The organism is Collinsella sp. TF10-11AT (assembly GCF_003437565.1).
Taxonomy (GTDB): domain Bacteria; phylum Actinomycetota; class Coriobacteriia; order Coriobacteriales; family Coriobacteriaceae; genus Collinsella.
Genome location: NZ_QSQW01000003.1, coordinates 193,010 through 218,442, shown reverse-complemented (window position 1 = coordinate 218,442; position 25,433 = coordinate 193,010). Strand labels below are relative to the sequence as shown.

The 25,433-nt window shown below is 60.8% G+C and carries 19 protein-coding genes; 16 read left to right on the top strand and 3 right to left on the bottom strand.

Translation table 11 applies throughout. From position 1 onward, the window contains the following. The first annotated feature begins 459 nt into the window (after positions 1-459). Positions 460-909 carry a hypothetical protein gene (locus DXC99_RS03740; protein ID WP_147329328.1) on the top strand — a complete coding sequence of 150 codons (450 nt, stop codon included), beginning with the start codon at positions 460-462 and terminating at the stop codon, positions 907-909. Positions 910-1,034: 125 nt separating this feature from the next. Here DXC99_RS03740 and DXC99_RS03735 read toward each other — a convergent pair whose 3' ends face one another. Then, positions 1,035-2,174, bottom strand: a complete 1,140-nt coding sequence (locus DXC99_RS03735; protein WP_117584128.1) for a DUF389 domain-containing protein — start codon at positions 2,172-2,174, stop codon at positions 1,035-1,037. Positions 2,175-2,481: 307 nt separating this feature from the next. On the opposite strand from DXC99_RS03735, the gene DXC99_RS03730 reads away from it, so the two are divergent. Then, positions 2,482-5,991: a CAP domain-containing protein gene (locus DXC99_RS03730; protein ID WP_117629273.1), complete on the top strand. Its 3,510-nt coding sequence runs from the start codon at positions 2,482-2,484 to the stop codon at positions 5,989-5,991. A 201-nt stretch (positions 5,992-6,192) separates the two neighbouring features. Here the strand turns inward: DXC99_RS03730 and DXC99_RS03725 are convergent, their stop codons facing one another. Next, positions 6,193-7,896, bottom strand: coding sequence for an OPT/YSL family transporter (locus DXC99_RS03725; protein ID WP_117584126.1), 1,704 nt, complete (start codon positions 7,894-7,896; stop codon positions 6,193-6,195). Positions 7,897-8,185: 289 nt separating this feature from the next. On the opposite strand from DXC99_RS03725, the gene DXC99_RS03720 reads away from it, so the two are divergent. The 11 genes from DXC99_RS03720 (at position 8,186) to DXC99_RS03670 (ending at position 18,662) form a co-directional block, all read left to right on the top strand. Next, positions 8,186-9,037 carry a type III pantothenate kinase gene (locus DXC99_RS03720; RefSeq protein WP_117629272.1) on the top strand — a complete coding sequence of 284 codons (852 nt, stop codon included), beginning with the start codon at positions 8,186-8,188 and terminating at the stop codon, positions 9,035-9,037. 82 nt (positions 9,038-9,119) lie between these two features. Next, the gene (locus DXC99_RS03715; protein ID WP_117584124.1) at positions 9,120-9,644 is read left to right on the top strand and encodes a dCMP deaminase family protein; all 525 of its coding nucleotides are present in this window, start codon (positions 9,120-9,122) and stop codon (positions 9,642-9,644) included. 170 nt (positions 9,645-9,814) lie between these two features. Further along, positions 9,815-10,093, top strand: coding sequence for a NifU family protein (locus tag DXC99_RS03710; RefSeq protein WP_035137589.1), 279 nt, complete (start codon positions 9,815-9,817; stop codon positions 10,091-10,093). A 109-nt stretch (positions 10,094-10,202) separates the two neighbouring features. After that, a complete protein-coding gene (gene lgt, locus DXC99_RS03705) occupies positions 10,203-11,024 on the top strand; it encodes a prolipoprotein diacylglyceryl transferase (protein ID WP_117584123.1) in 822 nt (273 codons plus the stop codon). Between the two features lie 145 nt (positions 11,025-11,169). After that, positions 11,170-13,353 carry a DUF6020 family protein gene (locus DXC99_RS03700; protein WP_233503853.1) on the top strand — a complete coding sequence of 728 codons (2,184 nt, stop codon included), beginning with the start codon at positions 11,170-11,172 and terminating at the stop codon, positions 13,351-13,353. Positions 13,354-13,517: 164 nt separating this feature from the next. Beyond that, positions 13,518-14,324: a YebC/PmpR family DNA-binding transcriptional regulator gene (locus tag DXC99_RS03695; RefSeq protein WP_117584122.1), complete on the top strand. Its 807-nt coding sequence runs from the start codon at positions 13,518-13,520 to the stop codon at positions 14,322-14,324. Positions 14,325-14,490: 166 nt separating this feature from the next. Beyond that, positions 14,491-15,036, top strand: a complete 546-nt coding sequence (locus DXC99_RS03690; protein WP_117640268.1) for a hypothetical protein — start codon at positions 14,491-14,493, stop codon at positions 15,034-15,036. Beyond that, positions 15,029-15,406 (top strand): DUF2273 domain-containing protein, encoded by a 378-nt coding sequence (locus tag DXC99_RS10495; RefSeq protein WP_233503061.1) that lies wholly within the window; start codon positions 15,029-15,031, stop codon positions 15,404-15,406. The genes DXC99_RS03690 and DXC99_RS10495 overlap by 8 nt, the downstream gene beginning before the upstream one ends. Before the next feature lie 44 nt (positions 15,407-15,450). Further along, complete coding sequence (locus DXC99_RS03680) at positions 15,451-15,966, top strand: Asp23/Gls24 family envelope stress response protein (RefSeq protein WP_055251999.1); 516 nt, start codon at positions 15,451-15,453, stop codon at positions 15,964-15,966. A gap of 206 nt (positions 15,967-16,172) precedes the next feature. Next, positions 16,173-17,195, top strand: coding sequence for a YitT family protein (locus DXC99_RS03675; RefSeq protein ID WP_117584120.1), 1,023 nt, complete (start codon positions 16,173-16,175; stop codon positions 17,193-17,195). A 150-nt stretch (positions 17,196-17,345) separates the two neighbouring features. Then, the gene (locus DXC99_RS03670; RefSeq protein WP_158551633.1) at positions 17,346-18,662 is read left to right on the top strand and encodes a zinc-ribbon domain-containing protein; all 1,317 of its coding nucleotides are present in this window, start codon (positions 17,346-17,348) and stop codon (positions 18,660-18,662) included. Positions 18,663-18,802: 140 nt separating this feature from the next. Here DXC99_RS03670 and DXC99_RS03665 read toward each other — a convergent pair whose 3' ends face one another. Continuing rightward, entirely contained in the window at positions 18,803-20,266 is a 1,464-nt protein-coding gene (locus DXC99_RS03665) for a M20 family metallopeptidase (protein WP_117629271.1), read from the bottom strand. Between the two features lie 168 nt (positions 20,267-20,434). On the opposite strand from DXC99_RS03665, the gene DXC99_RS03660 reads away from it, so the two are divergent. The 3 genes from DXC99_RS03660 to groL all read left to right on the top strand — a co-directional run bounded on the left by DXC99_RS03660 (position 20,435) and on the right by groL (position 25,018). Next, positions 20,435-22,072, top strand: coding sequence for an amidohydrolase (locus tag DXC99_RS03660; protein WP_233503852.1), 1,638 nt, complete (start codon positions 20,435-20,437; stop codon positions 22,070-22,072). A gap of 918 nt (positions 22,073-22,990) precedes the next feature. Continuing rightward, positions 22,991-23,284: a co-chaperone GroES gene (gene groES, locus DXC99_RS03655; RefSeq protein WP_022094351.1), complete on the top strand. Its 294-nt coding sequence runs from the start codon at positions 22,991-22,993 to the stop codon at positions 23,282-23,284. A gap of 96 nt (positions 23,285-23,380) precedes the next feature. Continuing rightward, positions 23,381-25,018 carry a chaperonin GroEL gene (gene groL / locus DXC99_RS03650; protein WP_006234938.1) on the top strand — a complete coding sequence of 546 codons (1,638 nt, stop codon included), beginning with the start codon at positions 23,381-23,383 and terminating at the stop codon, positions 25,016-25,018. The last annotated feature ends 415 nt before the right edge of the window (positions 25,019-25,433 follow it).

Below are 25,433 nucleotides of genomic sequence, written 5' to 3'. Positions count from 1 at the left end.
GTTATACCCTAAGAGCAAACCACCCTTTTTAAGGGTGGTTCTGATTGCACATATGTTGCGTAAATAGCGTTGCAGGCGCCTTCAGCGGACTCGGATTTCGGAAGTATGCGGCAAAATTTGAATAGGCCGAGCACACTGGATATGCCCAAGCTTTGTACCTGCGGTTTTATTGGTGAAAAACCGGGGTGTGCTCGAGGGCTCCGGAATTTGCCGCATACTTCCGAAAACAACGTCTCGGTGGCACCAAAAATTGCCTCCAGAACCCTGAGATAATGAACATATGTAGCCGTTCGCCGCAAATTATCGTCCGTTCATGGAACCTATCTCCAACGAGTTGTAACCATATGGTTTGATGTTGGAAACATATGATTGCCGGCAGGCCGTAGGTGACGTTTGCCCTGATATCGGAGGTTCCGGGTATGTTTTGTGCTCCGTTAAACAACTATCGGTTGGGCTAACATGGATCGCCGTGTTATTTCGATAACCCTTGCGGTGGTTTGCCTGGCTGTGCTCCTGGGCGCTGCAGGGCAGTTTGCTATAAATCGAGAAACATCCTATATGCAGGAATGCGTTTCCGAAGGCTTTGCCATTGACGGTTACTATCGGGATGACAAAACGAGTCGGGAAACCCTGGCTTTTCTTGAGGAGGACAACTGTCGATGGCAGCTGGTCGACCAAGACGGAATCTGCACAGACGGGCAGTTTAAGCGTACGGATGACCCCAACATCCTGATATTAAAGAAGGAAAACGGTGAAGAATTCGGTGCGGTCCACGTGGCGTACTTGTCACGCCGACGCGATCAGGGCTTGCTCTACCTATTTAGAGATACCAGGGTGACCCGTTTTTATCTGGTGAGTACCGGTCCGGCGTTTACGGTGGAGTCTGGCGATGTCGATGCGGACAGTTGATTCACGGCAATAAAACAGCGAGCGGGGCTCGGGTGTGAACTGCACCCCGCAATTTGCTCGTGTCCGTATCGCGTCTGTGCCTTGTCGTGGCTTGCGTCCGTGCGAGCATTCATCCCGCGCCGGCATCACTTCACATCAAACTCCACGCGATCGAGCTCGGGCACGTTGAGGTCAATGAGCTTGCGGGCGACGTGACGGTCGTGTGCCCCGAGTGTCTCGCTCGTCGTCACGTGGGCGACGATTTCGCGCTCTACAATGCCTTCCTCGTCCCCTTCGGTGGCCGAGGTCTCGACGGCGACGGTGTAATCCTTAAAGCCCGGCAGCACCGCGGCAAGCTCGCGTGTGGTCTCGGTGACGCCGTAGCCGTCCTGCACGCCGACCTGCGCCGAGCCAATAGACCCCGCGGTCATAACGATGCAGGGGATGGCAAAGATCACCGTGCCCACAATAATGCGGCGGCGCACCTTGCGTGACAGCTCGTCGACCTCGGCATTTTCCTCAGCAGTCACAATACCGTCGCCGTTGAGGTCGCGCTTGAGCGGCACACGCAATAGAAGTAGTACGGCTTCGGCAGCCAGTGCGATAAAGACCACGTTGATGCCAAACTCGTAAAGCGCCGAGAGAAACAGCGACCCGCTTGCGATGGCGATGCCGTAGCCCGCCGCGCACAGGGGTGGCATGAGCGCGGTCGCCACGGCCACACCGGCGATGAGCGTGGCGGGTTCCTGGTCGCGCGAGTTGCCCAGGCCGCCTGCAAAGCCGCCGGCGAGCGCGACAGCGAGGTCCCAGACAGTTGGTGTCGAATTGTCGATAATGGCGGCCGTGGTGGTGCCAAGGGGCGAGAGCTTAAAGTACAACGTGGATGTGACCAGGCAAAAGGCCATTTGCAGCGCAAGGCTGGCGACGGCTTCGACGGTAATCTCGCGGTCGAGCGTGGCAATGCCGTATGCCATGGCAAGAACCGAGCCCATGAGCGGGCAGATGAGCATGGCGCCCACGATGGCGATGTCCGAATCGATATCGAGGCCGATGCTCGCGATCAACATGGCGATGATGAGGATGCATAGGTGGGAGCCGGTCAGACGCGCCCCGTTTACAAAACGCTTGCGGATCACGTGATAGGGCGCGCGTCCCTCGCGAATGTTGAATGCGCGCTTTAGGAAGCGGGTGGCGTTCTCCATGGCCTCACTATGGGCAGGGCGGATGCCGTGGCGCCGGTGATGGCGTTCGCGCAGCCGCTTGATCTGTTGTTTATCGAGTTCCATGTCCACCTCGTTTTGGCAAGGGCCGCGTATCCCGCCCGTCGCCCTTACTCTACACCGTGGCGGGCGGGGTGTCTGTTGGATGCGGAATCCGATAGGGCGGATGACGCGGGAGCAAATGCAAATCACAGGCTCAATTCGATCCCGCAAGAATATGATGCGCCAGCTCCTACATATGTGACGAAATTGTGAAGCACGAGAGCGCGAATTTCAAAAAATCCGCTGGTGACCAATGTTGCGCAACAGAATTCAAAAATCAGCTCCTACATTTTGAAGCGTATGGATACATCCGTGTCAAAGGGAGAAAGCCATGGCAAACTACAGTCCACAGCACTTTGAGCCTCGGGCCAAGGCCGTCAACGTCAAGGGCGTTGCTAACCGCGCCGTCGCAACCGTTTTGACGGCGGGCCTCATTGCTCAGCCGCTCATGTCGCCGCTGGCGGCAATCGCCGCACCGTCAACCGGTAACGGCGATTCTGTTCAGGGGGGGGGTAGTTCTGTAGAGAACACCGTTGCCGCCGGTAACCAAGCGGTCGTAAAGACGGCTGCCCAGCTGGCCGAGGAGTCGGCAAAGCAGCTCAAGGACGCTCAGGCCGCCTACGATGCCGCCCAGAAGAAGGCCGACGCGGCGGGCCAGTCTCAAAAGCAAGCGCAGCAGCAAAAGAATCAGGCCTCGCAGGCCGTGACCGATAACGCCGCCGAGCAGAACGAGGCCGAGGTAGCCGCGCTTCAGGAGAAGATCGACGAGCTTAAGGCAGCCGTCGAAAAGACTGAGCAGCAGCAGAAGAAGCTGGGCAACCTGAACGATCAGCTCGAACAGGCCAACAAGAGTGTCGAGGATAAGACCCAGGCGCTCAAGGACGCCAAGGCAAAGCAGGATGAGGCCAAGAAGGCCCTCGATGATGCCCAGGCCAAGCTCGAGGCCATGGGTATGGACGAGTACGAGGCCGCCAAGAAGGCCGTCGAGGACGCGCAGGCAAAGCTCGATGACGCCAATAAGGCCGTTACTACTGCACAGGACAATCTGGACCAGGCCAAGGCTGCCGAGGCCAGCGCCCAGCAGGAAAAGCAGAATACCGAGGCAGCTTTGACGACTGCCCAGGCCAAGAAGCAGGAGACTGCCGCTGCTCTCGCAGCCGCAACCACCGCGCGCGATAACGCCCAGCAGAAGTTCGACCAGGCGCAGGCCGCGCTCGATGCTGCCGTCTCGGGTACGGGTGTTGACCTGAGTGCGCTTGAGGCCGCCAAGAAAGCTGCTGCTGGTGAGCTCAAGACCGCGCAGGCGGAGCTCAATGTCGCGACGGATGCCGACGCCACCGCACAGACAAATCTGCAGGCCGCCCAGGCTGCCGTCGCTGCCGCGCAGGAGAAGGCCAACGCCGCCAACGCTGCTGTGGCATCTGCCCAGTCTGCATACGATGCGGCAAACAAGGAGTACAAGGACGCGGCCAGTAAGCGTGACGCCGCGAAGACGGCATACGAGCAGGCCCAGCAGACCGAGGCCGACAAGAAGGCGGAGTACGATAAGCTTGTCGAAGTTCGCAAGCAGAAGCGCAGCGAGTGGGAGGCAGCCTGCGCTGCTTCGAACGCCGCGGAAAAGGCTTATGACGCTGCTAATGTCCAGGTTGAGGCTCTTGAGCAGCAGATTGCTGACCTCAAGTCCAACATGACCGTTGACCAGGAAGTCATCAGCCAAGGTATACTCGGCTTCATGAACTATATTAGCGACGGCAGCCAGTTCACAGCCACGCAGAAAAAGAACGCCCAGGACGCCGTATCGATGCTGACCGGTGCCGCTGACAAGGCCGAATGGTATGACCAGTACGTCGATCAGGACATGTCTCGCGACACCAACCCGCTTTCCTTGGAGCAGATGCGCAACGCCCTGACATATCTCGACACCCAGAACAACCTCCGCAAGGCGAACGGTCAGTCGGCGCTCAGCGTCAGCCTCCGCATGACTGTGGCAGCCGCCCTTAATGCATCATATTCATCGAACATCTGGGGACACTCGGACTGTTACTTCGACAATGGGGAAAACCTTGCTGGCGGCGGCGGCGCATATACCGGCGGCGAGACTGAGGACACTCTCGGATGGCCCTATACCGGCCTCTACACTCAGGAGAAGGTTAATTACGAGAATTGGATTAAAAAGTACGGTGTGGATAGCGAGGCCGGCAAAGATCTCATGGCTCATCGCTATGATTCGTACTATATCTACCAAAACTATTACGATGTGTATCACGGTACAAAAGATAAGAATGGCAATCAAAGAGGAGACACCTGCGGGCACTATCTCAACATTATCGATTCCGCTACGGTGGCTATCGGTATCGCGACCGGTAGCGGTAAGAACACCGATTCCGAGGTAACCGTATTCGATTACAGCGCTGATGATACTCAGGCTGATTTCACTGTCTCCGAGTTCAAGAAGCTCGTGAACGACTACATCGACTCTGCCTATAACGCTGGCGGCACGCAGGCGCAGAAGGCGCAGCTCAAGGAGCTTCAGGGCAAGCTCGCCGAGGCGCAGAAGAACTTTGGAACTACTAGGAAAGCTTACTTCGCAGCTGTAAACGGGCAGGATGCCGCCCAGGACGCTTTCACCGCAGCAGATGTGAACATGAACACCGCCAAGGGTGAGTACGAGAAGGCTAAGTCCGACACCGCCGCCGCGAAGACGGCATACGACGCCGCGAAGGACGCACTCGGCGGAATCGACATCGAGTCCCTCAAGCAGAACCTCGATGCCGCCAAGAGCAAGGCCGCTACTGCCCAGGCAGCTCTCGATAAGGCAAACGCCGCGCTTGCTGACAGCAAGACGAAGGCAGCCGATGCCGCTGCTCACAAGGCGAAGGCTCGCAGCGCCCGCGATGCCGCCAAGGCAAAGTCCGATCAGGCCAATGAGGCGTATGACAACGCCACTGCTTCGGTCAAGGACCTTACCGCCAAGCGCGATGCCGCCAATACGGACCTTGCGAACAAGCAGGGCACGCTAGGCGAGGCCAAGAAGGCCGACGACACTGCCCAGGCTGACGTTGACAAGGCTCAGGCCGCAGATGCGCACGCCGCGACCGCTCTTTCGGACGCCAAGCAGGCAGTTGCCGCCAAGACGCAGGCCCTGTCCGACGCACAGGAGAAGGCTAAGGCCGCCGAGGGCGAGCTTGCCACCGCACACAAGGCCTTCGAGCGCTTCGCCGGCGCTCAGAAGGTGGTCGACGACGCCAAGGCCGCCTATGACGCTGCCGTCGCCGGTGTCGCCGATGCCCAGAAGCAGCTCGAGGCCGCCAACGAAGCCGTCGTCGATGCGAACCTCGAGATCGTCAAGACCAAGGCCGAGCTTGCCAACGACGAGGCACTCAAGGCCGATCTTGAGGCTGTCGACCACAAGGCATCCCTTGCCGCGGGCACGACGGGCAACGAGAAGCTGGTCAAGTTGAACGCTGCCTACGCTCGCTATAAGGCCGCCGTCGATGCCGCCGCTGGCCTCAAGGCTGCTCTGAGCGATGCCGATGCCAAGCTGTCCGATGCCAACGACGCCTATGCCGCCGCGCTTGCCGAGCTTGGCGATGCCAAGGATGCCCTGGCTGCCGCGCAGGCCGAGTACGACAAGTATCATCCCAAGGCTGAGCCGCAGGCCAAGCCTCAGGTTGCGCAGACTGCTGCAAAGGCCCCCGTTGCCAAGAAACAGGCCGCGCCTGCCGCGCTCGCCCAGACCGGTGATGACTCTGCGCTTGCGGGCGAGGTCTTCGTTATCGGCGGTATTACACTCGTGGCTGCGGGTGTGACGCTGGGCGATCGTCGCCGCAAGCAGATGTAGCGTTTCGAGCGTAGATTCTGCAACGAACTTCGGTTCATAGCAGGAACGCTTCGATAGCTAAACCGATAAGGCCGGCGCGCTGTCATACGCAGCGCGCCGGCCTTTCTTTGCGTTGGTATCAAAAAGCCCGGTCGGTAGCCGCGAAAGCTACCGACCGGGCAAATCGTAGACAATATGGTTGCTGTCGAGCAGCTGCTCAGCTTAGCCCAGCAGGCTTAAGCCCACGGAGACAAACGCCAGGATAACGCCGACGATGGACTCGCCGCCGAGCAGGCCGCTGGCAACGACCAAGCCCTGTTCCTGGAAGGCGGCGTCCTTGGCAGCCATCTCCTCGTCAGAAAGACCAGCTGTGGCGTCGCGGTGGGCGGACCACTTGTCGTAGGCGAGCTTGATACAGGAGCCCAGGAATGCCGTGAGTGACATGTAGAACGGCAGGTACACGCCCAGGCCGATCATCATGGCCGGAATGCCGAGCCAGTACATGACGATGCCGGCGATAAAGCCGCCTGCGAACCACGGCACGCTCGGGATGCCCGAGACCATGGTGGCGACGACGCTTGCCTGCGCGGCCACAAAGCTCTTGTCGGGGCCGAAAGCATCCGGACCATAGGCGGTGACAAGCGCGACCATGACGGCAGCGGCGACCAGGGCGCCCACGATGCCGCCGATGGCCTGGCCGATCCACTGCGCACGCGGATTGGTGCCCAGCACGGCGCCGGCCTTAAAGTCGTTCATGACGTCGCCCGCAAGGCCGCATGCCACGGCCACGATGCCGGCGATAAAGAACAGCTTGACCTGGGCGATCTGTGCGAAGGCAGCCACGATGAGCATGACGATGAGGCCGAAGATCTCCATGGGGTCGATGCCCGTCTGGCCGCAGCTCTGCGCGCTCATGATGGTGGTGACAAAGGTGAACAGCGTGACGATGACGGCCGGGACGGGGCCAAGGTCGAGCGCGATGGCGACGATCACGGCGATGGCGGCAGTACCCAGGCCGATGATGCCGGCGTCGAGCTTAAGCGAGCCCGAGATGAGCGACTGCTCGTCGGTGTCGCTGGAGCTGTCGGCGGCGAGGCCGCGGGCGATGCCGGCGACCTGCGGCAGGATGTCCTTGAGGACGACGGCGACGCCAAAGCCCATCATGAGGCCCATGCCGAGCGATTTGACGATGCCCTGCGCAGTCACAACGTCGAATAGACCGGCAGCGGTGCCGCCCACGATGATGCCAAAGTTACCTAGCAGCGCGCCGGCAAACCAGAAGGCAACCGGGGCGAAGCCAACCAAAAAGCCGATGGAGAGCAGCATGGGCGAGTTATAGATGGCAAAGGTCACGCCGGGGATATTGAGCGTGCACAGCATGCTGGGCACCACGCCCAGAGCGTCGCGAAGCACGCTGTAGATGCCTGCGATGGCCATGGAGCCAAAGAGCTGCTTGCCGGTCTTGCCGCCGGCCTCGGTGGCGCGCAGTGTCTGAGCTGCGGCATTGCCGGTGGGAAACTCCAGCGCGGCGTCCACGATAAAGTGGCGGTGGATGAGCGCCGTTGCCAGCAGGCCCAAGATGGTGCCGGCGAGTGCCACGATAAACATGTCGAGCCAGCTGATCTGGTCGGCATAGCCCAGCATCCAGGCGCCCGGGATGGTAAACGCCAGGCCGCCGGCGACCATGGCGCCCGCGGACATGATGGTGTGGGTGACGTTGGCCTCGTTGAGGCTGGCGTCACCCATGAGCTTCAGGAAGAACAGCGAGATGACGGCAGCGAAAATAATCGGCCAGGGGAGTGCACCCATCTTGAGGGCCGTGTAGGCCGAGCTTGCCGTGATGATCACGCAGCCAAGGACGCCGATGACGACGCCGCGCAGCGTGAGTTGCCCGCGCATCGAAGCGCGGTTCGAGGGATTGCTCATATAAAACTCCTTTGCGTATATCCGCTTCCCCCGGGAGCGCCGTTACGGATACGGCGCGGGAAGTCGGGTTACCAAGGGTCGCCGCGTGAACTCGCAAACGACCGCGCACCAGTATAGCGGCACGGCAGTTAATTTGGGACTGGGCTTTTTTAGCTATCCCAAACGAAGCCGAAGGATGATTATTCTGGGACGGGGATTTAAAAATCATCAGGTACGCAATGATTTTTAAATCCCCGTCCCAGAATAATCATCGGGATATACTGCTGGGCAGACGAAAGGAGCGCCGACGATGCTTAATGGGTGCGCATATATATTGACGGTCGACGTGGGCAACACGTTCATTCGCTTTGGCCTGTTTGCAGAGGATTCGGCCGCGGCGCAGGAATGTCCGCTTGCGACATGCGAGATCACGACGCCGTCGAGCATTACGGCCGACGAAGCGCGCATGCGACTTATGCAGGTCATGGGCGCGCTCGCCGCCGATGCAGGTGTGCCCGGGGTGCTTGCACCCGCCGCGGCCGTGCTGAGCTGTGTAGTCCCGGCGCTCGAGCGCCCGTGGAAGGCGGCACTTTCCCGCACCTGCACGGGGCGCGTGCTCACCGTGGGGCCGGGACTTAAGACCGGCATACCCGTGCACTACGACGATCCGGCCGAGATCGGCCCCGACCGCATCGCCGATGCCGTGGTGGCCCGCGCCGTCTACGGCTCGCCGTGCATCGTGATTGACCTGGGCACGACGACCAATATCGAGGTCATCGACGTGCACGGTACCTTTGTGGGCGGCGTTATCGCGCCAGGCCTGGCCCTCGGCGCCCGTTCGCTTTCGGCGGCAGCAGCGCGCCTACCCCAGGTTGAGCCCTCGGCGCCAACGCACGTCATCGGACGCAACACGCGCGAGGCCATGCGCTCGGGTGTGGTTTTGGGCGAGGTAGCCCGCATCGACGGAATGCTCGACATGGTGCTTGCCGAGATGCGCGCGACCAAGGCCGCGGGGGAGGGCGATGTGCCCATCGTCATTACCGGCGACGATGCCGAGGCACTTGCGGCGCTGGTCGGCCATAGCCTGACGGTAGACGACGCGCTGACGTTGCGGGGTCTCGCCGAGCTCTACCGCATCAACCAAAAGCCCCGCTGCGCGTAGGGCGAGGGGCTGGTGGGATAAGCGCCCCTACCTTTCACCTGCTACAATGGGCCAAACTATTGCGATTGCGGAGGTGTCTGCCATGTCGGACGATCTTCATCAAACCGCGTCGGGCAAGCGCCGCGACGTTATTAGCTGGGACGAGTTCTTTATGAGCGTGGCCATCGCCGCGCAGCGCCGCAGCAAGGACCCCAACACGCAGGTGGGAGCGTGCATCGCCAGCACCAACCACCGCATCCTTTCGGTGGGTTACAACGGCACGCCCTCGGCGCTCAACGACGACTTTTTCCCGTGGGGTACGAGCGATGACCCGCTGCAGGACAAGCACAACTACGTGGTCCATGCCGAGGCCAACGCCGTGCTCAACTACCGTGGCTCGCTCAAGGACCTCGAGGGTTCCACGGTTTACGTCACGCTGTTCCCGTGCCACGACTGCGCCAAGATCCTGGCGCAGGTGGGCGTGGGCGAGGTCGTCTACCTGGACAATAAATATGCCGACACCGATGACGGCCGTATCAGCCGCCGCATTCTCGACTCCTGCGGCATCAGCTACCGCCAGGTCATCGTCGATGTCCAGATTGGTACCGGGGGACAGGCTCGGCAGTAGCGCGTGCCAACGCCAGCTGGCGGCAAAACAGCCAAAAGAGCCCCGTCCCAAATTGACTGCTCGTGAAAGTCGTGTCCGCACGCATGGCTGGCGCCTAAGCGGGTACATGGCTGTAGTAACATAGCCCCTGTCCGCGGGCGTGCCCGCGTTATTGTGAGAAAGGAGCCCCTGTGGCTGTTAACGAAGAGCTGCTTAAGAAGGTTCTTGAAGAGATTCGCCCCAACCTGCAGGCCGATGGCGGCGATATGGAGTATGTGGGCGTCGACGACGAGGGTGTTGTCAAGTTGGAGCTGCAGGGCGCCTGCGCCGGCTGCCCCATGAGCTCGCTAACTCTTTCCATGGGTATCGAGCGCATCCTGAAGGAGCATGTGCCCGGCGTTACCCGCGTTGAGCAGGTCAATGCTTCCGGCGAGGCCGAGGACCTGTACGACGAGTACGCGCCGTTCTAAGATGCGAAAGCTGCGGACGGTACGCTTCGCATAGACGTTACGCCCAAATATGCGGCTGCGAGCGTAAGGCCCGCGGCCGCATTTGTATGTAGGGAGCAGGGGGATCGATATGCTCAACGACCTCTACCATATGCTTGATCCCGTCGCGATCTCGGCGGGCCCCATCACCATCTACTGGTACGGCCTGGCCTACGTGGTCGGTGCTCTGCTCACGGCGGTCGTTATGTACCGCACGCAGCGTCGTTGGGGCTTCGACATTACGATCGATGACCTGACGAGCGTCGTGGTCGGCGCGGTCTTTGGCCTCATCATCGGCGCGCGCCTGTTTTACGTCGTCTTTTACGGCGATGGCTACTATTGGACCCACCCGCTCGAGATCTTTGCCACCAACGAGGGCGGCATGAGCTTCCACGGCGGCCTGGTGGGCGGCATCTTGGGCGGCATCATCGTGTGCCGCATGTATAAGCTCGACGCCTGGACCGTCGCCGACCTTGCCGTGATCGGCGCCCCGCTGGCCCTATGCCTGGGCCGTTGTGCCAATTTCGTCAACGGCGAGCTGTGGGGTAAGCCGACCGATCTGCCTTGGGGTGTGGTCTTTGGCGGCACCGCGGGCGATATGCCGCGCCATCCTTCCCAGCTCTATGAGGCATTCCTAGAGGGCGTCGTGCTCTTCTGTATTTTGCAGGTGCTCAGCCGCAAAAAGCCGCTGCTGCCCCAGGGCACGTTTATGGGCGTGTTCGTGATGGGGTACGGCATCGTCCGCTTTCTCGTTGAGTTTGTGCGCGTGCCCGATGCCCAGCTGGGCTATCTGCTGGGCGGCGTCATCACCATGGGTCAGCTGCTGAGCCTGCCACTCGTAATTGCGGGCCTGGCGCTCATCATCTTTGCCCGTCACCGCAACCGTCCCCAGCGCATCTATCTCGACGCCTAACCGCCACATACCACCACAAAGGGGACAGGCACCTTTGTGGTGGTTTTGCTAGGCAACGATGACAGAACCGTAACGTTTCCTCAGATAAAACCTGCCAAAATAAACCTGTCCCTTTTTGGCAGGTTTCTAGAAAGGCTTTCGGACTGTGAAGGATTCCGACCTCTCCACAACGGCTGCGCGCGACGCTGCCCGCATCGTCTGGTTTAAGCGCTACCCCGCCAAGCAGACGCTCATCGCATTTCTGCTCGCGCTGTTGGCGACCACGGCGTTTTCCATCGATCCCGCGCCGGTCTCGAGCAACGCAGTCTTGGCGATTGACCCCAAAGCCTCGGGCATGCTGTACGTGTGCTACGAGGTGCTCCTCTCGTTTGCCGGCCATACCGACGCGGTCATGCTGCTTGCGCTTGCCTGCCTGCTCACGCTGCCGTTTCGCTACGTATTCTTTGGCCGTGGCGACACCTGGCGCCCGTCGATCATTCTGCCGTCGCTGTTTTTCGCCATCTGCATGGTGTTCGGCCGCAGCTACGACCTCACCGACTCGGCCGAGATTGTTCTTGGCGACAAGGCCCGCATCATCTGTGCCTGGATTGGCGGCGCGGGCTGGATGCTCTTGGCGATCGTTGCCTTCTACCTGGCTTTTGAGTGTCTAGATTGGCTGAGCTCTCGGCGCATTCCGTTTTCCGAAGCGCACTTTGGCCGCGTATGGCGTGTGGCTCACGCCGTGCTCTCGGCCCATCCCTTTGCCGGGCCCTTCCTGGTGCTTATGATCGCCTGGGCGCCCACGCTCATCGCTTCGCTGCCCGGCCTTTTTATGGGAGATACGGGTGCGCAGATTCGCCAGTGGTTCAACTATCCCAACGGCACGAGCGACTACCTGCGCCTGCTCAACCCCAATGTCCTGCTCAACGGGCATCACCCGGTCGTGCACACGGCTATCATCGGCTCGTGCGTGCAGCTGGGGCTTTCGCTGTTCAACAGCGCTAACGCGGGCCTCATCATCTATACCTGCGCTCAATTTGTCATCACGGCTGCCTGCATGGCCTATTCCATTTCGTCGCTGCGCAAACTGGGCGTGAGCCTGCCGGTTCGCGGTGCGATCCTGCTGTTCTTTGCGTTTATGCCGATGTTCTCTAACTACGCGGCCCTGCTCACCAAAGACGTGCTCTTTGCCGACGCGTTTTTGGTGCTGCTGGTACAGACCGTCAAGCTCGTGGCATGTGGCTTGCCCCGTCGTGATGCCAATGTCGAGCGGGCGGGCGAGAAAGCCCCCGTGCTCTTTGCGCGCCACGACTGGCTGTTGCTTGCGCTGGCTGCCATGGGTTCCACGTTTTTGCGCAATGGCGGCCTGGTCTTTCCGTTGGCGGCCTGCGTGATTGCGGCGGCGTTTTGCGCATGGGATGTACATGTCGCTCGTCGTGCGGCTAAGCAGACGGGCACCGCGGTCTCATGCGCCACGCCGCGCTTCCGCTGGGTTGGCGTCCTCGCGGTGCTCGTACTCTGCCTTGCCTCTAATATGTACTTCACCAAGGTCTTTATGCCGGCGCACGACATCACGCCCGGCTCCAAGCGCGAAATTCTCTCGATTCCGTTCCAGCAGACGGCTCGTTTCGTTCAAAAGCACGATGGCCTCAACTCGGGTGTCAACCCCACGGTAAAGGAGGACGGCACTATCGCGGAGGCTCCTTGCGACGGCTTGGTGACCGACGAGGAGCGCGTCGTGATCGATCGCGTGCTCAAGTACGAGAACCTGGGCCGCCGCTACAACCCTGACAAGTCCGATGCCGTCAAGAACTGCTTTAACGAGTACGCCTCGCAGGAGGACATCAAGGCCTATTTTGAGGTCTGGGCGCAGATGTTCAAAAAGGATCCCGAGTGCTATATCTCGGCGCTCATCAATAACTATTACGGCTACTTTTATCCGAGTGCCCGCGATGCCTGGGTCTACAGCACGGCGCGTAGTGCCGAGATCATGGCGCGTCCCGACAACCTCAAGTACTTCGACTTCCATCCGGTTGACAGCAACGTGGTGCGCTGGTGCGACCACCTGATCAATCTGTACCGTGTGGCGGTGCAGCGCATCCCGTTTATTTCGCTCACCATGAGCTCGGCCACCTATGTGTGGATCATGATTGCCGTGGTGGTCTACCTGCTGCGTCGTCATTCATGGCGTGCGCTGGCGATCTGGGTGCCGCTGTTGGGCGTGCTCGCCGTGTGCCTGATTGGTCCGTGCAACGGCTCGACCTACATGCGCTACCTGTATCCGGTCATCGCCTGCATGCCCTTCGCCATCGGCGCCACCGTCACCCGCAGCGACTTCCTCTGGTCCTAACTTGGTGCATTGGGGTCAGGTTTCTTTGCACCAAAGGGGACATCATCACGACGCCTTCATTTTGGGGTTTATCTCGCAGGCTAGTAGGTATATCATAACGACGTTTGTTTATATTGCCCGAGCATCTGCGCTGGGCTTTAGGTCGAAACCGATAGGAGACACGTATGTCCGGACACTCTAAGTGGGCCACAACCAAGCATCGTAAGGGCGCGCAGGACGCCAAGCGTTCCGCCCTCTTCTCCAAGCTCAGCCGCAACATCACTGTTGCTGCCCGTCTCGGCGGTGACCCGCTGCCCGAGAACAACGCCAGCCTCGCCGCTGCCGTTGCCAAGGCCAAGGCTCAGTCCATGCCTAAGGACAAGATCAAGTCCGCTATCGACAAGGCTTTTGGTTCGGGTGCTGACGCCGCCGTCTACGAGAACATCGTGTACGAGGGCTACGGTCCCGCCGGTGTCGCCGTCTACGTCGACTGCCTGACCGACAACCGCAACCGTACCGCCGCTGATGTCCGTTCCGCCTTCTCCCACGCTGGTGGCAACCTGGGCACCTCCGGCTCCGTCGCCTTCCAGTTTGAGCGCAAGGGCCAGATCGTCGTCGCCAAGGAGATCCTGGATGAGAACGCCAAGAAGGAGACCATGATCGCCAACGGTGCTGCCGGTGACGAGGATGAGTTCATGATGGCTATCGCCGAGGCCGGTGGCGAGGACTACGAGGATGCCGGCGAGGAGTGGATCGTCTGGACTGCTGCCAACGAGGTCATGGCTGTCTCCAAGGCGCTCGAGGAGCAGGGTGTCCAGGTCAAGGGCTCCGAGACCACCATGGTCCCGACCACCCCGACCGAGGTTTCCGGCGCCGACGCCAAGAAGGTCCAGCGCCTCATCGACCGTCTTGAGGAGCTCGACGACGTCCAGGACGTCTACAGCACCATGGACATGACCGACGAGGTCATCGCTGCCCTCGAGGAGGAGTAGCGCCAGCACGGATTGAGCCGTGCATATCTGGGCATAATGAAGCGAGCATGCAAGCCTCGTGGAATAGATGAGCCGGATCCGCGTGCGTAGAGCACCGGACCCGGCTCTTTTATAATGATGCGAACCGTTCTGCATTTCGAGAGCCGAGATTTGAAGGGAGCGCCGCGTGCGCGTACTCAAACGAGCCCTAGCGATCGTGTATCTTGCCGCCACCATCGTGGCACTGGGTACGCTTGTCTGCCAGTTTTGGGGGCCGTATACGTATCGCTTTATGCTGCTGATGCGCGACCCCATGCCGCGCATCGTCGTGACGGCGTGCGCCGGCGTCGTGGCGATCGGCGTACTGCTGAGCTTTTTCCGCCTGATGTTCGCCCGTCGCGAACCGTCCTGCGTGCATCCGGCGGGGGAGCGCAATATCGAGGTTACCCTTGCGGCGCTTTCTTCGTGCGCCAGGGTTGCTGCCGAGCGCGACGACCGCGTGATGGTCGAGCATGTCGAGGCTCGCGTCCAAGGCCCCGACGATTCGCACGTCCGTTTTAAGGTCGAGGCTATCGCGCTTGACGATAAGGACGTGGCATCTCTGGCTACCGCGATGCAGCAGCGCATCGAAGAAGCCTGCGATACCATGCTCGGCGCGCCGGGTACGACCGCGCGCGTCCGTTTTTTGCCGTCCAAGACTACCGTCCAGACCGTGGAGGTTTCCGGTGAGTGATACCAATCAAGATAAGACCGCTCGTACGCCGCGCCTGACGATTGACCAGAGCGCCACGTCGGCGAGCGAACCTGTTGATTCCAAAGCAGAGGCAACCGAGTTACAAGACGCGGCAGCCGCGGATTTTGACGAGGCTATGGGTCTCATCAAGGGTACGGGCGCTGCCGTCTGGAGCTATGCTGTGCGTCATCCCAACACCACGCTCGGCGCCGTCGCCGGCTTTATCCTCGCCGTGTTGGTGCTCACGTTGGGCCTGTGGGACACGCTCGTCATTGCATTCTTCGTGCTGATCGGCGCTGTGATCGGCCAAATTCGCGACGGCGAGAACGGGATCGTCAACTTCTTCGGCCGTCTGTTTAGCGGCCGCTAATATGTATTCGACTGTCGCATCCGCGGCGGGCATAAGGAGGAACCATGGCTTTTAATACGAAGGTCGATGTAGCCGATACCGAGCTCGAGGAGAACGAGGCGGTCGTCGCCGAAGCTGAGGATGTGACGCTCGAGGATGAGGCTCTCGTCGAGGCCGAGTCCGATACGGATGAGGACGACGAGGAAGCGGATGAGTCCGAGGACTCGCTGACCTATTCCAACGGCGTGATCGAGAAGATCGTTGCCATGGCCACCCGCGAGGTTCCGCACGTTCTGGGCATGAAGGGTAACCTCATGCACTTTGTGCAGGAGCAGTTTGGTGCCGAGAATCTGACCAAGGGCGTGACGGTCGAGGTCACCGACGATAATCGCGTGGTCGTCAACATCTCCGTCATCATCGAGTACGGCGCCTATGCGCCCGCGATCTTCGACGATGTTAAGGCACGTGTCACCGAGCGCCTTGCCGCGATGACTGGCCTTGAGGTGGCGGGCGTCAACCTGCGCATCGAGGATGTCATCACCCCCGAGGAGTACGAGCACCGCACCAGCCAGCACGAATAACCTTCCAAAAAGGGACAGGTTTGTTTTGGCAGGTTTTATCTGCGAAAACATTAAACGGCCGACCGCGCAAGCAAAAGCGTGGCCGGCCGTTTTTGTATGCTCCCGATATAGTCATACCGCTCGTCTAACTAAGGGTTGCAATCCCCACGTTCCGCGTTACTCTAATGGGCGCATTGTTTCCAAATTGTTAACGAGGGGTTGCCGTAATGGCCGACGAGCACGAAACAGAAAGCAAGGCATGGGCAATTGAGGCCGCTGCGGCAGAGGCGGCGTCGCGTGCTGCCGAGGAGGTGCATCGTCCTCCCGTAGTGCCGATGGAACGCGTGGTCGATCGCGATGTTATCGAGCGGGGCGAGCGCGCTGGTCGCAAGCGCAGCCAGGAGCCGGGCTTTCCGCGCTTTTTTGCCGAGCTCAATTTGGGCCTGATCCTCACGGCCTTTGCCATCGTCGCGTTTAAAACCCCTAATCACTTTGCTTTTGGCGGCACCTCGGGCGTGTCGGTCATTCTGTCCACGCTGTTCCCGACCCTGCCCGTCGGCGTCTTTATGTGGATTATCAATGCGGTCCTGGTCGTTCTGGGCTTTATCTTTTTGGAGCGCAAGGCAATCCTGTGGAGTGTCTTTGCCTCGTTTGCGCTGTCCGCCTATGTTTCGCTGTTTGAGCTCTTTATTCCGACCGATGTCTCGATGACGGGCGATATGTGGCTCGACCTGTGCTTTGCCGTGATTCTGCCGGCGCTCGGCAGCGCCATCGTCTTTGATATTGGTGCCTCGACGGGCGGCACGGACATCCTCGCCATGATTCTCAAACGCCGCACCACGCTTGAGATCGGCCGTGCGCTGCTGTTGGTCGATATCGGCATCGTGACCATCGCGGCCTTCTTGTACGGTCCGCGCGTCGGTCTGTACTGCGTGCTCGGCCTGTTTGCCAAGACGCTTGTGGTCGACAAGGCCATCGAGAGCATTCACCTGCGCAAAGTCTGCACGGTCATTTGTTCCGAGCCCCTTAAGGTCGAGGAGTTTATCGTCAAGCATCTCAACCGTACGGCGACTATCAGCCGCGGCTACGGTGCTTTCTCGGGCAAGTGCGTGACGGTGATCATGAGCGTGCTAAGCCGTCGCGAGGCCGTGCAGCTGCGCCGCTATGCGCGCGAAGTCGATCCGGGTGCCTTTATCACGATTGTCGACAGCTCCGAGATCGTCGGCAAGGGTTTCCGCGGAACGAACTAACGCGGTCGAGCTCATCAAACAATCGAATAGCGCCCTGCGCATTGCAAATGCGTCATGTTGGAGTATTTGTCCCCACATTGGGTGATAATGATGCTAAAGACATCGTTTGCGATCCAGATGATTCGCTCAAGATACGAAGGGATGATCTCGATGTTCTGTTCGCAGTGTGGTGCCCCCATGGGCGACAACGATAAGTTCTGTGGTGCGTGTGGTGCCCCCAATGCCGGTGCCGCAGCCTCTGCCCCTCAGGGTCAGCCCCAGCAGTTTGTTCCGCAACCGCCCGTGGCGAATGCGTCCAAGGGCTGTGTGGCTCAGGCGTTTGAGGATATGACCAAGACTCCGGGCGTGCTGCAGCGCGTGTGCCAGATTGCCTTTTTACCGGCGCTGATTTGTGTTGTGTCGGTACTCGTGCTGTTTATTCCCGTTATTGGCGGCATTGCAGCTGCCATCGGCTTTTTGGCAGCTTGCATTGCGAGCGTGTGTGGTTCCGGCTTTGGTATTGAGTGGGGTCGCGATCTGTCGCTCAAGGTTGATGGCGGTATGGATCGTCCACTCATGCGTTCCACGTCGTTTGGCCTCGGAGTCTTTTCGAGCGTTATCTCGGTCGTGCTCGAGGTTATCGCTGCCATTCCCGTTATCGGTGTAGTGCTTTCGCTGGTGGAGAGCGTGGTAATTGGCGCCGCGGGCTCGTATTCGTATTACGGCTCCTATGCACTCGAGGCAGCGCTGTTTGGCTCGCTTGGCCTGCTTGTCCTGGCTATGATTGCCACGGCGGTCTTGGGGGTCTTCTTTAAGATGTTCGCCGACATTGCCGTGATGCACTTTGCGGTGACCGGTCGTGTCGAGAGCGCGTTTTCGCTCGACAAGGTCTGGGCGGCGTTTAAGCACAACAAGACCAAGCTGTTCTGCGCTTCGTTCCTTCCCGAGTTTTTGACGGGTCTGGTCGCCAACGTTGTCACATGGATCCTGACGCTCGTCTTCGGCGCCATTGCCTCTGTCGGTATGTATAACTACTACTACCGTCCTTCGGCTATTGAGGCGCTTGTTACCGGCGGTGGCATCACGCTCGTATTGTTCTTGGTGCTGACGGCGTTTGTCACGGTATTCCTTACGGTCTTTGGCAAGATGCTCAAGCATCGTGCCGTTGGCTATTGGGTAGCGCGTTATGCAGCTGAATGGGCTGATGAGGATAAGGATGACGTCCTGACCTTTGTGCTGCCGTTTGAGAAGAAGTCTGCTCCGGCTGGTTTTAGCACCGACGCAGCGCCCGTATCCGATTCCGCTGCGGCGCCTGCGCCCGAGCCCGAGCCCGAGCCCGCGCCCGAGCCCGTGCCTGAGCCTGAACCTGAGCCCGTGCCTGAGCCCGAGCCCGCGCCCATGCCGGAACCGGAGCCCGAGCCTGCGCCTGAGCCCGTGCCTGAGCCCGAGCCTGCGCCAAGCTCCGACGAGGACCCGCAGGACGAGTAACCCTGCCACCTGCCATTTGGGGACGGGGTAGAAACGGTAGAAATAGCGCTTGACAAATAAGCGGGGACGGACGTGCCGAAGCGTCCGCCCCCGCTTTGATATCGCGATGCGGCTATGACTGCGAGATGGTCGTGGATCGACTACTCGTCGTGCTTCTCCTCGCGGCGAGCGGCGGCACGTGCATCATGGATGCCCTTGATGGCGGCATGGCGCGCCGTGCGGGCATCGTGCATGGCGTCGCGGGCCTCGGCGGCCGTGGCCTTGGCAGAGCGCAGTTTGGCTGCCAGGTCGGGATTGGTCTCGGCGACCGCGGCAATCGTGGGGCCGTCGAGCTCTTCTTGTGTGGGCTCGGCCAAAAAGTCGATGGCATATTGGGCGGCCACCATGGAGCCCTTGGCTAGTACCGACTCGTCAATCTTGTAGAAGCAAGAATGTTGGGCGTACGTGGCGCCAATCTGGGGGTTGCGCGTGCCAACAAAGGCGAGCACGCCCGGTACGCGGCGCAGGTACTCTGAAAAATCCTCACCCGAGAGTGTGCCGCGATAATGGCCTTGGCCGGTGGGGCCCAGGCATTTGATTACTGCCTGGCGGCAGCGCTCGCTCGAGGCGGCATCGTTTTCGACCTTGTAATTGGCGATGGTGTAGTCGGTGAGCTCTGCCTCGGCGCCCAAGGCGGCCGCGGTATGCTCCACGATGCGGCGCATGAGCTCCGGCATTTCCTCGTGGGTCGAATCTCCGTAGGTGCGCACCGTGCCGGCGAGGTAGGCCGTGCCGGCGATAACGTTGCGCGCGGTGCCGCCGTGCAGCTCGCCGACGGTAATGACGGCCGGCTCGTAGGGACTGATCTCGCGCGAAACGATGGTCTGCAGAGCGTTGACGATCTCGGCGGCAACCATAACGGCGTCGTGACCGCGCTGGGGCATGGCGCCGTGGCACGAGGTGCCGCGGACGTCGATGCGGAACCAGTCGGTATTGGCCATGCGCGGTCCGGGCTCGCAGCTCACGGTGCCGGCGTCGACCTCACTCCAGATGTGCGCGGCGTAGGCGCCATCGACGCCGTCGAGCACGCCCGTGCCGATCATGAGCTTGGCGCCCTGGCCGTTTTCCTCGCTGGGCTGGAAGACGATGCGGATCTCGCCGTGGATGTCGTCGGTCATATGGCGCAGGATTTGCAGCGTGCCGAGCATCATGGCGATGTGGCAGTCGTGGCCGCAGGCGTGCATGCAGCCCTCGTTGACGCTGGCAAACTCCTCGCCGGTCTGCTCGGTGACGGGCAGGGCGTCGATGTCGGCGCGCAGCAGGATGCGGCGGCGTGGCGTGCCGTCCTCGCGATAGGCATCCGACGCGGTACCGCGAAGCGTTGCCACCAAGCCGGTCTTGAGCGGACGCTCGTAGGGGATATTCATGGCGTCGAGCTGGTTGGCGATGTCGGAGGTCGTGCGCTCCTCGGCAAGGCTCAGCTCCGGGTGCTTATGGAAGTGCCGGCGCTGCTTGATGATATAGGGTTCAAACTCGGTAGCGATATCTTTGATGGCTGCGGTGACGTCGTCAGCCGCGCGAGCCTCGGTCGCCGCCATAATCTGCTGTGCCTTGGTCTTCGTCATGGTCGATTTGCTCCTTGCTGGGTTGATCGCAAAATCGTACAGGCTCTCTCCAGTATGCCACCTGCCGCTAGGGCTGGTAAAGTTGCCGTTTGCCGCTTGGGGTTTTGTTACAAGGGCGGGGGAGTACACTCGGGGGTGTTGAATTTCCTGCCAGAGATGGGGATGCCCATGCAACATATCGATCGGATTATCCGCTCCAAGAACGTCTTTACCGCGCAAGACGGCATCGATACCGCCCGCGAGCTGGCGATTGCCATCGCAGGCGACCGTATCGTCGCAGTCGGTGCGCCCGATGACGTGATTGCCGCCGCGCCTGCCGCCACGCCGGTTATCGACTACGGCGAGCAGTTTGTCTGCCCAGGTTTCCATGACGCTCATCTGCACTTCTTCCATACCTCGGTCGGCTCCTCGCCGTACATGCTCATGGATATGGGCACGTCCGAGGCGGCGCTGGTGCAACACGCGCTCGAGTTTTCCCAGGACCTGCCCGATGACGCTTGGGTTGTGACGCAGGGCTGGCGCGACTACCGTTGGGACCCGCCCGAGCATCCTACCAAGGCGTCGCTCGATGCGGCATTCCCCGATCGCCCCTGCGTTATGTATTCGGGCGACGGCCATACGCTGTGGCTCAACAGCCGCGCACTCGAGGCGCTCGGCGTCACGCGCGACAGCGAGCCGCCAGCGGGCGGTGGCTACGACAAGGACGCAAGCGGCGAGCTCACGGGCATTGCTCACGAGGCGGCTGCCATGCAGCTGCTACCGCGCTGCCTTGAGTGGCTGGGCGAGGATCGCATCGCAAGCGCTTACGCCGATCAAATGAGGCGGATGGCCGAGCAGGGCATCACCTCGATATGCGATATGTCGCTCATGCCCATGCCGGGCTGCGACTTTATCCGCGACGATGTCTACGACAAACTGCAGGCAGCCGGCAAGCTGGGCATCCGCGCCCATTTGTTTCCCACGCTGCTGGATGACCAATCGCGCTTGGAAGAGCTACAGACCCGCTACGCGAACAACGCGCTGCTCTCGGCGCCAGGCTTTAAGCAGTTCTTCGACGGCGTGTCGAGCGAACACACGGCATATCTCACCGAGCCCTATACCAATCCGCGCTTCCCGGGCGACCAGGGCCGTCTGACAGTTCCTGCCGAGCGCATGCGTAAGCTGGTTCTGGCGGCCGCGGAGCGCGGCCACACTGTGCGTATCCACGTCATCGGCGACGGTGCCATCCATGCTGCGCTCGATATCTTTGAGGAGGCGGCAGAGCTCTACGGCCTGCCCCAGCACGGCCATAACACACTCGAGCATCTGGAGAACCTCCTGCCCCAGGACATCGATCGCCTGCGCAAGCTCAACGTGGTCGCCTCGAGCCAGCCCTGCCACATCACGCTCGATCCGGGTGGCCCAGAGCGCGACTTTGGCCTGGAGCGAAGCCGAATCATGTGGCCGTTCGCAACCTATAAGCAGCGCGGCATCCGCCAAGCCTTCGGAACTGACAGCCCTATCACGCCCGTTACCAGCATGAACGTGCTCTACACGGCCATCACGCGCCAGGACCCCAAAAGCCACTGGCCCGAGGGCGGCTGGTTGCCGAGCGAGCGCATCGATGCGGCAACGGCTCTGCGCAACTACACTCTGGGCAGCGCCTATGCAGCGGGCGACGAGCAAAACCTCGGCAGCCTGGAACCCGGTAAATACGCCGACCTGGTAGTCTTGGACCAAAACCCACTCACCATCGACCCCCAAGAACTCCAAGCCACCAAAGTCCAAGCCACCTACCTAGCCGGCAACCTGATCTACGAGCGCTAAGTATTCATGTCTTACCGTTAAACGCGGCTCGGGCAGCTTATTTTGGGATGGCGCTCGAGCCGCGTTTGCGTTTCGGTGAGGATCCGCCATGTGCGTCCCTGCTCTGTTGGATTTGGGCGCGGGGTTGAGGTGCTGCTCCGTGCGTTCAATTTGGACATCAGCAGTGAAACCTCATGGTGTTTTGCATACTTCCAGTTGCAGATTGCATAAAAAAGCTGAGATGTTCTTTCCGGTCCTGATGTACCCCCGCCTGGGCCGTGCAAAAAACGGAGTATTCAGCACCGCGAGCTCTGCCGGTGCCGCTGCGGCTGAGTAACGTTACGGAGATTGACGTCATTTTGGGCTCCGGTACGGCGCGAAGTACGCCCATTTGTCCCAACGGGGTCTGCCCACCGACCAAAACCGCCCGCTGAAGGCGTTCTTGGGACCAATAAGGTATGTCCGGCGCGTATGCAGCCGTCCTGGCTTGCTGAATACTCCCAAAAATGCACGGTGCTCCCCAGGGGACCCGTGCGCGCAGCGAAGACCATGCCCACATTCCTATCCGCATCGCCATTTTGCTGCACTGACTTTTCTGAATGCCGGGCCCGAATTAGTTAACCTGCCTCCCGTGTGGCTCCGGAGGGGCGGGGCATAAGGTTTATCGCGAGTTCCGCACGAGCCGAAGGCCACTTAATGTGGCCTTCGTGCGAGCAGGACTGCCCGAGCAGGAAACCTTATGCCCCGCCCCTCCGGAGCCACACGGGAGGCATCGCTAAGTTATCCCCCGGCATTCAGAAAATCTAAGTGCCAAAAAATAAGATTTTTTGACTCCGTGTTGTATAACCCGCCATTCGTGGGTACCATTCAACGCGTACGCAAACAAAAAGGGTTAACCCGCGCGGCATGACCGCGCGGCCCACAAAGGAGGAAACAAGCATGTCGTCTTTGAAGCCGCTTGCAGATCGCGTCCTGGTCAAGCCCGACGAGGCCGAGCAGAAGACCGCTTCTGGTCTGTACATCGCCAGCAACGCTCAGGAGAAGCCGCAGCGCGGCACCATCGTTGCCGTGGGCGCCGGCAAGGTCAACGACAAGGGTGAGCGCATCCCCATGGACGTCAAGGTTGGCGACGTTGTCATCTACGGCAAGTTCGGTGGCAACGAGGTCAAGGTCGACGGCGAGAAGTATCTGCTCATGCGCGCCGACGACATCTACGCCGTCGTCGAGGCCTAGTCTCGTCAGAATCTCTGATTCGTCTTTGAACGCGATCGTCGCATAGGACTCGGAAGCGGCGACGCGAGTCACATTTCTTTTGGAGGATTACTCACCATGGCAAAGAACATTACGTTCAACACCGATGCCCGCGCTAAGCTCGCCAAGGGCGTCAACACTCTGGCCGACGCCGTTACCGTCACCATGGGCCCCAAGGGCCGCTACGTTGCGCTGCAGCGCACGTTCGGTGCCCCGACCATCACCAACGACGGCGTTTCTGTCGCTAAGGAGATCGAGCTCGAGGACAACATCGAGAACATGGGCGCTCAGCTGGTGAAGGAGGTCGCCACCAAGACCAACGACACCGTGGGTGACGGCACCACCACCGCAACCCTGCTCGCCCAGGCCATCGTCAACGACGGCCTGCGCAACGTCGCCGCCGGCGCCAACCCGCTGGCCATCCGTCGCGGCATCGACAAGGCTGTAAACGCCGCCGTCGCCGAGATGAAGAAGCAGGCCAAGCCGGTCGAGACCAAGGAGCAGATCGCTTCCGTCGGCACCATCTCCGCTGGTGACCCCGAGGTTGGCGAGAAGATCGCCGAGGCCATGGAGGTCGTGGGCAAGGACGGCGTCATCACCGTCGAGGATTCCCAGACGTTCGACATCACCATCGACACCGTCGAGGGCATGCAGTTCGACAAGGGCTATGTCTCCGCTTACTTCGTCACGGACAACGACCGCATGGAGGCCGTGATGAAGGATCCGTACATCCTCATCACCGACCAGAAGATTTCCAGCGTTCAGGACATCATGCCTGTTCTCGAGGCTGTCCAGCGCGCCGGCCGTGGCCTGCTCATCATCGCTGAGGACATCGACGGCGAGGCTCTGCCGACCCTGGTCCTCAACAAGATCCGTGGCGCTCTCAACGTCTGCGCCGTCAAGGCCCCGGGCTACGGCGATCGCCGCAAGCGCATCCTGGAGGACATCGCCGTCCTCACCGGTGGCCAGGCTGCTCTGGACGAGCTGGGCGTGAAGGTCGCTGACATCACCGCCGATATGCTCGGCACCGCTAAGTCCGTCACTATCTCCAAGGACAACACCGTCGTCGTCGGCGGCGCCGGCTCCAAGGAGGCCATCGACGCCCGCATCGCTCAGATCAAGGGCGAGATGGAGAACACCACCTCTGACTTCGACCGTGAGAAGCTCCAGGAGCGCCTGGCCAAGCTCTCCGGTGGCGTTGCCGTCATCAAGGTCGGCGCTGCTACCGAGTCCGAGCTCAAGGAGATCAAGCACCGCGTTGAGGATGCCCTGCAGGCTACCCGCGCTGCTGTCGAGGAGGGCATTGTCGCCGGTGGCGGCGTCGCCTTCATGGACGCTGCTCCTGCGCTCGATGCTGTCGAGATCGACGACCCCGAGGAGAAGATCGGCGTCGATATCGTCAAGAAGGCTCTGACCGCTCCGGTCGCTACTATCGCCAAGAACGCTGGCTTTGAGGGCGCTGTCGTGGTCGACAAGGTTGCCGAGCTGCCCGCCGGCCAGGGTCTCAACTCTGCCAACGGCGAGTGGGGCGACATGATCGAGATGGGCGTCCTCGACCCCGTCAAGGTCAGCCGCGTCACCCTGCAGAATGCTGCTTCTGTCGCCAGCCTGATCCTCATCACCGAGGCCACCGTCTCCGATGTGCCCAAAAACACTCAGCTTGAGGACGCTATCGCTGCTGCTACCGCTGGTCAGCAGGGCGGCGGTATGTACTAAGGCCGACAAGGTCTAGAACTCCCACCGGGAATCCGGGGGCGTGACGGGGGCTTCCCTCCGGAACGTCCTCGGACATGCAAAGAGGCTCCGCATCGCGCTTCGCGCTGCGGAGCCTCTTTGCGTCCTGCGGAATGTTCCGGAGGGAAGCCCCCGTCACGCCCCCGGATTCCCTGCGTTTACGGCCTTGAGGTCGGCGTGGGCGGAGGACTTGGTTGTTGGGAATACGTGTCCCGGTCGCTGTTTCGCGGCTTTGCCGCGAAAGGCGCGCCGCTTTGGGGCGAGTGGAGGATGTGGTTGTTGCAGTGGCTTGTCCCCTTCGCTGTTTCGCGCTTTGCGCGAAAGGCGCGCTACTTTGGGATGGGTGGGGAACGTGGTTGTTGTGGCAACTGATCCCCACCACAAATTACCCTCGGCA